Origin of the sequence: Mycobacterium colombiense (assembly GCF_003284935.1) — a bacterium.
In the GTDB taxonomy this organism is placed as follows: domain Bacteria; phylum Actinomycetota; class Actinomycetes; order Mycobacteriales; family Mycobacteriaceae; genus Mycobacterium; species Mycobacterium arosiense_A.
The window spans coordinates 38,165-51,067 of the sequence record NZ_QMEV01000006.1 but is presented as its reverse complement, the minus strand read 5'-3'; the positions used below and the strand labels follow the sequence as shown (position 1 = coordinate 51,067).

The window sequence follows — 12,903 nt, the reverse complement described above, 5'->3', positions numbered from 1 at the left end:
CCCGCGACGTTACTGCTCGTCGGCATCCGCTGAACTGGTGTTGATGGCGAGCGCCGCACGCCGCCTGAGGAATTGGCGGAAGTATTCGATCCGGTCCGCTTGCAGGATCCCGGTCAGCAGCAAAGACCAGCACTTCTCCAGGTCGCGCAGGAACCGCTCGGGGTCGTCGAGGTTGCTTGTTTTGCGCAGCCCCATGTGCAGCGAAACCATCAGGCGGCCGACGTCCTGCGGGTCGCACTCGTCATTGATGTCGCCCTCGGCCTTGGCCTGCTCGGCGACCGTGGCCAGGGCTTTGATCCACCGATCGAACAACTTCTCCTGGGGCCCGCCCGACAGACCGATCGACTCCATCAGATTCAGCCCCGACCTGACCGCGTCCGTCTTCATGTCCTTGATCGCGATCAGATAGGAGAAGTCGATCAGCGTCTCGAGGCCCGAGAGGCCCCGCGTCAGGAGGTCCTGGACGGCTACGGCGCCATCCGCCGTCTGATGGTCGATGATCGCGACCGCCAACGCGTGCTTCGACTTGAAATGGAAGTACATCGCGCCCTTGGTCAGCTCGGCCTCGGCGAGGATGTCGTCGAGGCCGACGTCGTGGTACGGGCGCCGGGCGAACTGGTGCGATGCGGCCCGCAGGATCTGTTGCCGGGTCGCATCCGCTCGTCCGTCGGTCGAGTGGGTGGTCATCGCAGTCGGGAGTTGGGTTCCCACTCGGTGGGGGTTCTGACACCGGTGCTCGTGCCGAGGCTGACGCCGCGGGCCGGGTCGCCCGCCGCCACGTCGACAAACGCCTTGCTCATGCAGGGCACCACTACCTCGGTTTCTTCGGGGGTTGGGGCGAACACGCTCCCGCGTCGCTCAAAGATTTCTAGCCCACTCCAGAGGTTAGCAGTCATACGGCTGTCCGGGTTGACGCCCGCGCAAATACTTGAGGTCCCGACCGTAGGGTATTGTCAAACTATTAGTATGTTTTGTACGCTATTGTTAGATAGTCAGTTTGCAATCACGCAAAACATCGTCTGGGCCGTCTGCACCGCATAAGGGGAAGCACATGTCGTTCGTCACGGCGAACCGCTGGTCACAGGCCTCACACGACCGGCAGACCATGGCTGACCTGCGGATTGTTGACGCATCCACGGCCGACACCACCTCCTACACCGCCGGCGCCACGTCCGCCAGGCTGACAGTCACGGCCTGACATGATCGACTTCGGAGCGCTGCCGCCTGAGATCAACTCCACACGGATGTACACGGGTCCCGGCCCGCTGTCGCTGATCGCCGCCGCGGTGGCCTGGGACGGCCTGGCCGCCGAACTGCATGCCGCGTCGAGTTGCTACCGCACGGTGATCGCGGGCCTGACCACCCAACGCTGGATGGGCCCGTCGTCGCTGGCGATGGCTTCCGCGTTCGCGCCCTACATGGCCTGGACGGCCGGGGCCGCCGCGCGGGCAGCGGAATCGGCCGGCCAGGCCCGGCTCGCCGTGGAGGTCTACGAAGCGGCGTTCGCCATGACCGTCCCGCCACCGGCCGTCGCCGCCAACCGGGCGCAGCTCGCGATGCTGGTCGCGACCAACTTCTTCGGCCAGAACGCGGCGGCGATCGCGGCCACCGAGGCCGAGTACGGCGAAATGTGGGCGCAGGACGCCGCGGCCATGTACGAGTACGCCGCGGGCTCGGCGGCCGCGTGCTCGGTGACGCAGTTCAACCCGGCGCCACAGGTGACCAACGAGAGCGGGATGGCCGATCAGGCCGCGACGGTCGGGCGGGTCACCGCGCAAACCGAGCAGGCGAACCTCGCCCAGGTGGTGTCCAAGGTTCCCACCACGCTGCACCAGCTTTCGTCGCCGATGAAATCCAGCGTCTCCCTCCTGAGCGAGACCAGCGGCGACGTCGGCGGTGACATTGGCGGGGCCGCCGGGACCGCCGGGAGCACGGCGGCCGACTCATCGATCATGACGGGCCTCGCGTCGGGTATCCCCGGGGCCATTCCCAGCGCTTTCTCGGCGGCGGCGACCCCGCTGTACGGCATGTCCTCGATCCTCGGCATGGCCCAAACCGCACAGGGCCTGGCGAATGCCGCCAGCAGCGGGGCCATGGCCGCCGCGTCGGGGGCCGCCAGCGCGGCCAGCTCCGGCGCGGGCGCGCTCGGCTCGCTCGGATCGATCGGCTCGGGTGTCTTCGGCAGCCTCGGCAGCGCCGCCTCCCTCGGGCCGCTAGCCGTGCCGGCGAGCTGGACGAGCGTGATCCCGGCCGCCAACAGCGCCGTGTCCGCGCTGCCCGCTATCAACCTTGCCGGTGCGAACGTGCCCCCCAGCGTCATGGGCTCGCTGCCGCGCCTGGCCGCCGCGTCGGGCAAGTCGCTCGGCCCCCGATACGGCGTGATCCCGACCGTGATGACTCGCCCGCCGGCTGCCGGATACGCGTAAGCCAACGCATGAGCGCAAAGGTTTCCCGGGCCCGGTACAGGAGAAGGAGCGGTAAGTGAAATACACGCCCACCAAGGTCGCCGGGGTGACGATCATCGATTTCGAACTCCACCGTGACCATCGCGGGTTCTCCTCACGGACGTTCTGCGCCAGGGACTTCACGAACCACGGGCTGAATTTCGATGTCACACAGACGAATATCGTCTTCAACTACACCCGCGGCACCGTGCGTGGCCTGTACCGCCAGGTGCCGCCACACGCCGAGGCCAAGCTCGTCCGCTGCACCCGCGGAGCCATCGCCGCCGTTGCGGTCGACGTCCGTCCCGATTCGCTGACCTACGGCGACCACGTGATGGTCGAATTGAGCGCCGACGACCACCGGACGCTGTACCTGCCGCCGTACGTGGCGCACGGATTTCAGACCCAGGTCGACGACACCGAAGTCAGCTACCAGGTCAGCGGGGACCACGCGATGACCGAGGAGCAGGGGATCCGTTGGGACGACCCCGAATTCGGCATCTCCTGGCCGATTCCGGTCACGGTCATCTCCGAGCAGGACGCGAGCTGGCCCGCACGCAAACCCAGATTGGTTCCAGTGGAGCAGGTGGCGACATGCATCAGTCGGTAATGATTCGCAACCCAGTGGACATCATGCCTAGCCGGCGACCGCTGAAGTCCTGGGCCGCCGGCACGACCGCGCTGCATCGCGGCGACACCAACGGTTCTCCGGTAACCGCGCGCCCGGCGCCCTCGGCCGGTGGCGGCACGTTACGGCGCTGGCAGGATCAATATTCGCAGTACCTGCGAATCAGCGACTCGGTGATCGTCTGCGCGTCGGTGCTGCTCGCTCAGTACGTTCGGTTCGGGGAGATCGCGAACACCTCGGGTTACTCGGACCCGATGATGACGCTGTTCTCCTTCCTCTTCGCGGCGCTGTGGCTGTCGGCCCTCGCGGTCTTCCAGACGCGCTCGAGCCGGATCATCGGGTCCGGGATCGAGGAGTACCGGCGGATCGGCACGGCATCCTTCTGGACATTCGGAATCATCGCGATGGTCACGCTGCTCGCGAAGGTCGATCTGGCCCGCGGTTATCTGGCCATCGCGCTCCCCGTCGGGACGCTGGCGTTGCTGGGAAGCCGCAGCGGGTGGCGCAAGCACGTCAACCGCAAACGCGCCGAAGGCCATTGCCAGACGCGGGTTTTGGTGATCGGAGACCGCCAGGCGGTGACCCACCTTGCGCACGAACTGGCCCGCAATCCGCTGGCCGGCTGCGTCGTGGTCGGCGTCTGCATCCCCGGATACGGTCCGGGCCGCGGCAACACACTGACGATCGGGGGCCGCGAAATCCCGATCCTGGGCGACCAGACCCATGCGGCGACCGCGATCGTCAGCTGCGGCGCGGACACCGTGGCGCTGACCCAGACGGATCACTTTGGGATGCACGGAATCCGCGAGCTGATGTGGCAGCTCGAGACGATGGACGTCGACCTGGTCGTCTCCCCCGGCGTCATGGACGTGACCGCGGCGCGCTTGACGCTGCGCCTCACCGCGGGGCTGCCCCTGCTGCATGTCGAGAAGCCGCAATACGAAGGTGCGCACCGCTTTCAGAAGCAGGCCTTCGACTTCTTGTTCTCGCTGGCGGCGCTGGTCGCCACCACACCGCTTCTCATCGCGGCTGCGATCGCCATCAAGCTGACCAGCAAGGGCCCCGTCTTCTACCCGTCGGAACGCATCGGCGTCGACGGAAAGCCCTTCACGATGCTCAAGTTCCGCACCATGATCGACGGCGCGGACACCCAGCTCGAGCAACTGCTGTCGCTCAACGAGGGCGCCGGCGGCATGCTGTTCAAGATGCGCGACGACCCCCGGGTCACCCCCGTCGGCAAGATTCTTCGCCGGTACAGCATCGACGAGCTGCCCCAATTCATCAACGTCCTCAAGGGAGACATGAGCGTCGTCGGGCCGCGGCCCCCGTTGCGCCGCGAGGTCGACAACTACGAAAACGACGTGAAACGCCGGTTGCTGGTCAAGCCCGGAGTCAGCGGGCTGTGGCAAGTGAGCGGCCGTTCGGACCTTTCCTGGGAAGAGTCGGTGCGGCTGGATCAGTCCTACGTCGACAACTGGTCAATGTCAGGTGATCTGGTGATTATCGCCAAGACCGTGAAAGCGGTACTCACGAGCCACGGAGCCTACTAGGCTCGCGAGCCATGACCGAGCCGACGGCAGCCGATGCAGTGGTGCCGTCGGTGCCGCTCACGCGGATGGCTCACGCGTTCTCGATCCAGCTGATCTGCCGCGCCCTGGGCATGCTGGCGTCGGTGGTGTCGGTGGCCATGACCGCTCGTTATCTGGGACCGGGGCGCTACGGCCAACTCTCCATCGCGGTCCTGTTCATCGCCATGTGGACCAGCCTGGCCGATCTGGGCATCGCCACGGTGATCGTGCGCCGGGTGACCTCCGGGCGCGGCGACCTGGAGCGCCTGGTGCGCATCAACAGCGGCCTGGCCCTGATCTATTGCGTCCCGCTGGCACTGCTGGCCGCCGTCTCCGGGTTGCTCATCTATCACGACCCCGAGGTGCGGGTGATGCTCGTCGTGCTCTGCGGGGCGCTGCTGATGCAGACCATGGTGACGCGGTTCGAGCCGGTGTTTCTTGCCACCGTCCGCTTCTCGGCGGTGGCCATCTCCGACGTCGTCGGCCGGTCGGCCACGCTGGCGCTGGTGGCATTCCTAGTGGCGGCGCGGTCGAATGTCATCTGGTTCGCCGTCGCCCAGCTCATTCCGCCTGCCATCCAGCTCCTGGTTCAGGGCACGGCGGCGACGCGGCATATCTCTGTGCGTCCGATCTTCGCCCTGCGCGAGGCCGCCGACCTGCTACGCGAAAGTCTGCCCCTCACCGCATTTTTGGTGGTCGGATTCCTGTACTGCCGTGCCGACGGGGTGATCCTCTCGCTGATGAGTAGCCACTCCGAGGTGGGCGTCTACGGGTTGGCCTTCACCATCGCCTTTAACACCATCGTCGTGTCGCTGGTGTTCCTCAAGTCGACACTGTCAACGGCCACCGAGCTGTTTTCTCGCGACGTCGCCACCTTCGCCGGCTTTCTGCGTCGCAGTGTCGAACTGATGTATTTCGTCGCGGTCCCGGTCGCCGTCGTCGGCGCGCTGCTGGCCGGTCCGTTGATCGAGTTCTTCGGAGACCAGGCGTTCGTCGAGCGCGGAACGCCGACGCTGGCGTTATTGTTCGTCGCCGCGGCCCTGCGATTCGTCGGGGGTACCCTTGGCCAAGGCCTGGTCGCCAGCCATTACCAGCAGGTCTTGCTGTGGTTGACGGTTGGCACCTTGGGGCTCAATGTCACGCTCAATCTCGCTCTGGCGGGACGGTACGGTGCGGTCGGACCCGGTATCGCATTGGTGTGTACGGAGTTTTTCAACATGGCGGTTTCCAGTTGGTGGCTGCGCCGCCGGTGCGGTTACCGTACGCCGGTGACGTTCGTACTGCGGCTGCTGGTCCCGACGGCAGCGAGTGTCGCAGTGACGCTGCTGCTTTCGGGCCATCACGTCATTGTGACGCTGGCGGTGGCGGCGGCCGTTTACTTGGCCACCAGCGCGGCGGTCGGCCCGGTCTCATTCTCCAACCTGGCCTCGTTGCGTCGGCAGCAGGTTCGTCCGTGATTAGGAGCCGGGCTGATTTGCGCGCGTATCTGGCGGCGGACCTGACGGCGTATGACCTGCAGCGTTGGCGACTTCGTCATCGGATCTTGGAGCGCCCTGCCCACTTTCAGCGCCTGTTGCGCAAATCGGAATATTGGACCAATACCGCCCGGACGCCGGTGGGGCACGCCGTCGCCGCATACCTTCGGCTGCGCACCAAGTTGTTGGGGGAACGACTCGGTTTCGACATCCCGCGCAACGTCTTTGGTCCCGGTCTGTCGATCGCTCATGCCGGTCTGGTGGTCGTGCACTACAAGGCCCGCGTCGGCGCGAATTGCCGAATACACCACGGAGTGACGATAGGAGAAGGGCGCCCCGGCCACTACCCGTCCATCGGCGACGACGTGTTCATCTCGCCGATGGCGATGGTGCTGGGCGCCGACGTCGGCAACCGCGTGATGATCCGGCCCGGGGCGGTCATCACCAAATCGGTGCCCGACGATGTCGATGTTGCCGGTTATCCGGCCCGCATCGTCAACGACCGCCGCTCCCGCACTGTGATCGAGGATTAGGTGAAACGCGCGAAGCGGCCGATCTCATGAGCCGCGCAACGGATCGGGCATACCTGAAGCGTCCGGCGGGCGGCCTGCCCGCCTTGCCGGCGAACCGATCGCTCGCGGTGCTGATCGTGAACCACCGCGAGCCCCGGCTGCTCGAGGCGTGCCTCGCTAGTCTCGGCGAGCATCTGCCCGAGCTGGAGGTCTACGTGTCGGAGAACAGCGGGAGGCATCAGGACCGCGACCGACTGCGCGCCCGGTACCCCGCGGTGCGCTGGGTGTTCGGACCGCCGAACCTCGCCTTCGGCGCGGCCTTCAACGCGCTGGCCGAACAAGCGCCGGGCGACGCAAACCTGTTGCTGCTCAACGCCAATGCGCGGGTGCTCGGGCCGCTGACCCGGACCCGGGAGTTGCTTGCCCGGCCTGACGTGGCCGCGGTTTCGCCGCCGGCGCGCGACGGCCGCACACCCGATCGGGTGACGCGGCGCATCATCACCCGGCGGCCGGCCTGCCTGGCGATCAACCGCGCCGCGTGGAACGCCCTGGGCGGCTTGGACGAGGAGTTCTACCGCTACGGCGAGGTGGCCGACTGGCAGGCCCGCGCCCGCGCAGGGGGCTGGCGTGTCCTTTCGGCCGACGAGCCCGGCGTCGATCGTGCGGTGATAGATCGTGCGACCGTCAGCGACTCCGAGCGCCGCCGCCATCGCGACTTGGTGCGCGCCAACGCCGCGCTGCTGCTCGAACACCAGCACGGTGTGCACCATGCTGACGTGTATCTGGCCGGCGCCGCCGCGTTGGACCGGTTGCGCCCGAACCGCAGCGCACGCAGGCGCACCGGCCTGCCGGCGATCGTGATCACCACCAACCGCCTGGTCTACGGCGGAGCCGAGCGGCAAAAGACCTTGTTGGCAACGGAATTGGACCGCCGCGGCTATCCGGTCACCATCGCCTGCGTGCAACGCCTGGGCCCCCTGATCTCCGAGATTCCGGACACGGTGCGGGTGGTGCGCCAGCCGTGGTGGGCGCCGATCGTCGACATCCCGGCGGGCCCGGCGGTGGTCATCACCGGCGACACCAACACCGAGGTGGGATTCGGTAGCTTGTGGCGGGCGGCGAGCCGAGACCGGCGCTGGTTGGCCGCTCCCCATGTGCCGCCCGCCGAGGACAGGCCCATCTACTCACGGCCGCTGACCGCCGCGATGCGCCGCGCAGATGGTTTTATCGTGCTGGCGCAACGACATTGGGACATGCTCGCCGCGCAGCACCGCCTGTCCGGGAGGCGATTCGTCGCACCCAACGGCGTCGTCGACCTCGGCGAGCCGGCCCCTCGGCGCCGAACTGCCGGCGAACCGTTGCATGTGGTGATGCTGTCGCGCATCGTCGAGCACAAGAACCCCCACATGCTGATCGAGGCGCTGAACGGTCTCGCCGCGATGCCGTGGAGATTATCGATTTTCGGTGACGGCCCCGACCGGGAGAGGCTGCAGGCCCTCACCCCCGCCGGGTTGGGTGATCGAGTGCGGTGGCGCGGCTGGTCGGCGGGCCCGGGGCCCGCGCTGGCCGATGCGGACCTGCTTTGCGTTCCCAGCCGCTCCGAGGCGTTTCCGGTGGTGATCCTCGAAGCGATGGCCCGGGCGGTACCCGTTGCGGCATCCGCGATTTGCGCCGTTCCGGAAATGCTGGATTTCGGCACGGCGGGATTCGTGGTCGAGCCCGTCTCGGTGGTGGGCTGGCAAGAACAGCTGGCCCGCATCCTGGCCGACCCCGGCGCGCTGCCGTCGATCGGACGGCGCGGCTACGAGCGCATGCGTAAGCACTACACGGTGGAGGCGATGACGGATGCCTACCTCGACGCCATCGAGGCGGTGCTGTGAACTCTCCTCGGGTGCTTTGGCTTTCGCCGTGGACACGGCCGGCGGTGCGCGTCCAGGCCGAGGCACTGCTGCGCCACGGCGCCGACGTGCTGTTGGTGACCTCCGACCAGCACCCGGAGTCCGATGCCGCGCGCTACTACGAGTTGGTGCTTGATCCGCGGTTTCGCACGGCCGCGACCTGGCTCCCGACGCTGAAAGCCTGGCGGCGCATCCGCCGGTACCGGCCCGACGTCGTGCTCGCCGAACTGGTTCGGGATCCGCGCTGGATCGCGTTGGCCGGATGGGCTCCGCGTATTCAGGTGGTGCACGACGACCGGCCCCACGACCCCGACGAACTGACGCCCGCTTACGAGCGTGCGGTATTCGACCGCTGGGGGGCCCGCTCGGCGGCCACGGTCACGTATAGCGGCTATGTCGCCTCCGCCGTCGCCGCGCGCCGCGACGTGGCGGGCACGCCAGTGCATGTCGTGCCGCTGGCAAGCGACCTCGACCTCGACCGACTGCCGCCCTTCGTGGGACCCGAAGGACGCCGTGATTTCGTGATGTTCGGCCGGCTGAACCCCTACAAGAATGTCGAGGTCGTGCTCGCGGCCTGGGAACGACACGTGCTCGGCGGCCGCTGGCGCGGTGACGATCTGGTGCTCATCGGCGACGGGCAACTGGATGCGGGCGCCCTGCCCAAACACACGCGCTGGCGTGGCGGCAGCTTCCGCTATGCCGACGTGATCCCGGCGCTGGCCGCGGCGAAAGGTTCGATCGCCCACTACCGGCGCGCCTCGCAAAGCGGCGTCCAAGTGCTTTCGATGCAACTCGGCGTGATGCCGATCGTGTCAGACGCGGGCGCGCTGCCCGAATACCAGCCGCCCGGCTGTCCGCCGGTCGGTATCGACGACGTCGCCGGACTCACCGCCGCCTTCGACGCACTGGCGGACCCGGTCGTCGCGACCGAGCGGGGAGCCGCCGCGGCACGCCACTACGCGCAGCGATGCGCCGTCGATCTCGTCGCGGATCGCTTCCTGGAGGTCATCGCCGAGGTGCTGGCGCGGCGGGGTTAGACGAGTCCGCGCCAGAACTTTTCCAGCCACCCGGTCAGCTCGCGGGCGCGGCCGAGCGCGTCCGCCGGGACCATCCGAGACCCCGTCGCCGCGATGGCCGCCGGTAATTCCGCCATTTCTCGGACCACCGTCGCCAACCCCGCCTCGCCCAGCTTTTCGGCGAACGGCAGCTGGTGCTCGTCGACATGCTCGCCCAGCACCGAGCGACGGGGCACCATCACTGGGTGCTTACCCTGCTCGATGCATACCAGCGTCGATCCCGCGCCCGCGTGGGTGACAACCACGGAGGCCCGGCGAATCTGCTCACAAATGTCGCCGAAGGACAGGAACCTCTCGAACCGCGCATGCCGCGGCTGGTACCGGCACGTTCCGAGCTGCACGAAAAAGTCCTCGCCCAGCTCACCCGCGGCGGATAGCTGGTCGACCGCGCGCGCCAGCCGGTCGAAGGGATGCACCTCCATGCCCATGATCACGAAGATCACACGATCCTCCCGTGATACTCGGTGCCGGGCACCCGGTCCACCAATTCCGGCCACTGGACCAGAAACCGGGATGCGAATGGCTTGACCATCCGTGCGGTAAGCGAAAGCTCGGTGATGCGAGTAATGGACTCGACGAAGACGGTGGGGATCCGCAGCAGCCAGGCCAGCCAGAGGAAGGGGGCGGCCACGCCCGAACCGGTGGTCAAGATCATCGCGGGCCGGTGGCGGATCAGCAGCCGCAGCGCCAGCACCAGGTTGCGAAGAAGGTTAGGGACGTTGCGGACGGTGGGGTGCGCCGCCCAATGCACCTCCTTCTCGTCGCGCAACAGGTAGCGGGCGTCGGCGGTCGGAAAGCTGACCCAAAACCGATCCTTGTCCTGCCAGAATTCGCGTAGACAAAACATTTCGTAGATGTGCCCGCCGGACGACGCGATGAGGAGCAGGCGACCCATCTCTCCCCTCACGTCGGCGCGTGACCGATACCGGTCACCCGAAAACAGCTATCGCCCTGCGGTGCAACGCGCGAGGCGGCTGATCAATCGTAGTCAACGCGGCCTCGATTTCGTCGCGTTCTCCGGATGTGCCAACGAAACTCGCCCGACCCCGGGGCGCAAGCCGAGCGCGCCCGCCGGGGCGGGTTTCCGCCCCGTCGACGGTGGTCGGCGACCAAAAGGAGATCGGCGAGATCGCCGAAATCATCAACAGAGCGATGCTAACGTCGTCATCGTCGAGTTGAAAGTGCCCCGAAAGCAGGCGATCTGAATCACTACGCATGTGAACGCTCCCTGCCCTCGCGCTCGACACGCAACCCGTGTACATCGTCGCCCGGAACTCGAGCGATGAGTGAGGGTCACGCCCGATGATCCGGACCGCCATCGTCGGCCTAGGAAAGATGGGGTTGTCGCATCTGGCGATCCTGCGCACGCACCCGGGCCTCGACGTGGTAGGCATCTGCGATTCGGCCGGCTATCTGCGCGACGTCCTCGCCAAGTACACCGGCCTGGACTGCTATGACGATTTCGATCGGATGCTGGCAGCGACGAACGCCGAAGCGGTCGTAGTCGCCGTTCCGTCGAGGCTGCACGCACCGATCGTCGAGAAGGCGCTGAGGTCCGGGGCGCACGTCTTCTGCGAGAAGCCGTTCGTCCTCGACGTACGCGACGGCGAGCGCCTGGTGGACCTGGCCGAGAGCCGTCAACTCGTCACCCAGGTCGGCTATCACTGCCGGTTCATCGGTGCTTTCCAAGAGGCTGCACGGATCGTTGGGACCGGCGCGCTGGGGCGGGTACACCACGTGCGCGCCGAGGCATACGGTCCGGTCGTCCTGCGCGAAAAGGGCAGCACCTGGCGCGGAGTGAAGGCCGAGGGCGGGGGCGCCCTCTATGACTACGCGTGCCACGCTATCGACCTGATGAACTTCGTCGCCGGCGTCCCCCAATCGGTCGACGGGGTTGTGCGTCATAGCATTTTCTCCCGCGACGTCGACGACGAGGTGTACTGCACCATGCGCTATGCCGACGGCGCAACCGGCCAACTGTGCGTGAACTGGAGCGACGAGAGCTTCCGCAAGATGTCGACAAAGGTGTCGGTGTGGGGCACGAACGGCCGCCTGACCGCCGATCGCCAGGAGTGCCAAATCTACCTTCGCGAAACGCATCCGGCACTCCCCGAGTTGCGGAAGGGGTGGACTATCCGGTACACCACGGACCTCACCGAGCAGGTGTGGTTCTATCTTCGCGGCGAGGAGTACTCGGCGCAGATCGACTATTTCGCCAGCAGCATCGGCCAGCGACGGGTGAACGGAGAGAACACGTTTCGCTCGGCACTCGACGTGGATCGGGTGGTCGACATGATCACCGACCCAGATCTCGTCGGGCGCTCCGACCTGCCACTGCGGCCGACGACGAACGGGTCGCCGCGCGGCACATTCCGCCGCGACATCATGGCGCGCATCAAGAAGCTCACCTCCCCGAAGGCATCGTGACCATGGACCGGGTGCTGTTCGGAGACAACCAATTCTTCGGCGTCAACCACATGTCCGAGGAAACGGCACGCGCGCAGGCGATACGCTTCCAGCACCTGCCGGCGGTGCTCGCCACGCTCGACGACGCCTACTCCGAAGGCATCCGGACGTTCGTCTGCACCACCCACGACCGCGTCGGCGAAATCTGTGATCATTTCCGCGCCAACAAGACCGAGTACCCGGACTACGTCTTCTACCCGTGCATGCCCTACGCACACAAGTACGCGAACGCCGTGACCGAGTTCGGGATTGTCGAGGCAATCCGCAAGTTCCTGCCGGAGACCGGGGCGGTGAAGTCGATGTTCAAAGGCGGTGTCGCCATCGCCAGCAAGGACGTCGAGCCTTTGATGCAGCTCTTGGTCGATGCCGAGATGAAGATGTTCGCCGGGCTGTCAACGCCGGTCATCTTTGTCCAAAACGTGGTCACCGACCTGCTTCTCGGCCTGGGGATGGACGAGACGTTCCGGCTGTTCGCCGATCACGTCAGGCTCAAATACAACGCCGAGCCGGGATTCATCACGATGAACCTGCCGCGCCTGCTCGACGCGCTCGAGCGGCAAGGCATCGAGAACCCGATCGTGTGCGCCAATTTCAACAAGATCGGCTTTCGGATGTGCGGGGGCGTCGAGCTTTACGAGAGAACGATCCGCGAACGCCAGTGCCGGCTGATCGCGATGTCGGTGCTCGCCTCGGGCGCCATCCCGCCACGGGAGGCAATCGAGTACGTGTGCGGTCAACCGCAGGTCTCCTCGATCGTTTTCGGCGCGTCCAGCCGTGCCCACATCCGGCAGACCAAGTCGCTCATCGACGAGCTATGGGGAGTGCCGACGTAGCAT

At 66.6% G+C, this 12,903-nt stretch carries 13 protein-coding genes; 10 read left to right on the top strand and 3 right to left on the bottom strand.

The features are described 5' to 3' along the window. Positions 1-9 precede the first annotated feature (9 nt). Positions 10-687 carry a TetR/AcrR family transcriptional regulator gene (locus DQP57_RS04875; RefSeq protein WP_112631921.1) on the bottom strand — a complete coding sequence of 226 codons (678 nt, stop codon included), beginning with the start codon at positions 685-687 and terminating at the stop codon, positions 10-12. 364 nt (positions 688-1,051) lie between these two features. Here DQP57_RS04875 and DQP57_RS26790 point away from each other — a divergent pair, with 364 nt between their 5' ends. The 8 genes from DQP57_RS26790 to DQP57_RS04840 are packed head-to-tail and all read left to right on the top strand — an operon-like array spanning position 1,052 to position 9,562. Further along, on the top strand, positions 1,052-1,198 hold the full coding sequence (locus tag DQP57_RS26790; protein ID WP_165821747.1) for a hypothetical protein: 147 nt from the start codon (positions 1,052-1,054) through the stop codon (positions 1,196-1,198). 1 nt (position 1,199) lies between these two features. Beyond that, positions 1,200-2,426: a PPE family protein gene (locus DQP57_RS04870; RefSeq protein ID WP_112631920.1), complete on the top strand. Its 1,227-nt coding sequence runs from the start codon at positions 1,200-1,202 to the stop codon at positions 2,424-2,426. A 55-nt stretch (positions 2,427-2,481) separates the two neighbouring features. Next, on the top strand, positions 2,482-3,054 hold the full coding sequence (locus DQP57_RS04865; protein ID WP_112631919.1) for a dTDP-4-dehydrorhamnose 3,5-epimerase family protein: 573 nt from the start codon (positions 2,482-2,484) through the stop codon (positions 3,052-3,054). After that, positions 3,039-4,622, top strand: coding sequence for a sugar transferase (locus tag DQP57_RS04860; RefSeq protein WP_112631918.1), 1,584 nt, complete (start codon positions 3,039-3,041; stop codon positions 4,620-4,622). The genes DQP57_RS04865 and DQP57_RS04860 overlap by 16 nt, the downstream gene beginning before the upstream one ends. A gap of 11 nt (positions 4,623-4,633) precedes the next feature. Next, positions 4,634-6,097 carry a flippase gene (locus tag DQP57_RS04855; RefSeq protein ID WP_112631917.1) on the top strand — a complete coding sequence of 488 codons (1,464 nt, stop codon included), beginning with the start codon at positions 4,634-4,636 and terminating at the stop codon, positions 6,095-6,097. A gap of 17 nt (positions 6,098-6,114) precedes the next feature. Further along, positions 6,115-6,648: a serine acetyltransferase gene (locus tag DQP57_RS04850; RefSeq protein WP_240631678.1), complete on the top strand. Its 534-nt coding sequence runs from the start codon at positions 6,115-6,117 to the stop codon at positions 6,646-6,648. A 26-nt stretch (positions 6,649-6,674) separates the two neighbouring features. Next, entirely contained in the window at positions 6,675-8,507 is a 1,833-nt protein-coding gene (locus DQP57_RS04845) for a glycosyltransferase (RefSeq protein WP_112631915.1), read from the top strand. A gap of 11 nt (positions 8,508-8,518) precedes the next feature. Further along, entirely contained in the window at positions 8,519-9,562 is a 1,044-nt protein-coding gene (locus DQP57_RS04840; protein WP_112631914.1) for a glycosyltransferase family 4 protein, read from the top strand. Here the strand turns inward: DQP57_RS04840 and DQP57_RS04835 are convergent. After that, on the bottom strand, positions 9,559-10,044 hold the full coding sequence (locus DQP57_RS04835; protein WP_112631913.1) for a glycosyltransferase: 486 nt from the start codon (positions 10,042-10,044) through the stop codon (positions 9,559-9,561). The two genes, DQP57_RS04840 and DQP57_RS04835, sit on opposite strands and share 4 nt — an antisense overlap. Then, a complete protein-coding gene (locus DQP57_RS04830) occupies positions 10,041-10,496 on the bottom strand; it encodes a UDP-N-acetylglucosamine--LPS N-acetylglucosamine transferase (RefSeq protein WP_112631912.1) in 456 nt (151 codons plus the stop codon). The genes DQP57_RS04835 and DQP57_RS04830 overlap by 4 nt, the downstream gene beginning before the upstream one ends. 407 nt (positions 10,497-10,903) lie before the next feature. Between DQP57_RS04830 and DQP57_RS04820 the strand changes: the two genes are divergently transcribed. After that, a complete protein-coding gene (locus DQP57_RS04820; RefSeq protein ID WP_112631910.1) occupies positions 10,904-12,028 on the top strand; it encodes a Gfo/Idh/MocA family protein in 1,125 nt (374 codons plus the stop codon). Further along, entirely contained in the window at positions 12,025-12,900 is an 876-nt protein-coding gene (locus tag DQP57_RS04815) for a hypothetical protein (RefSeq protein WP_112631909.1), read from the top strand. Before DQP57_RS04820 ends, DQP57_RS04815 begins: the two co-directional genes overlap by 4 nt. Positions 12,901-12,903 lie beyond the last annotated feature (3 nt).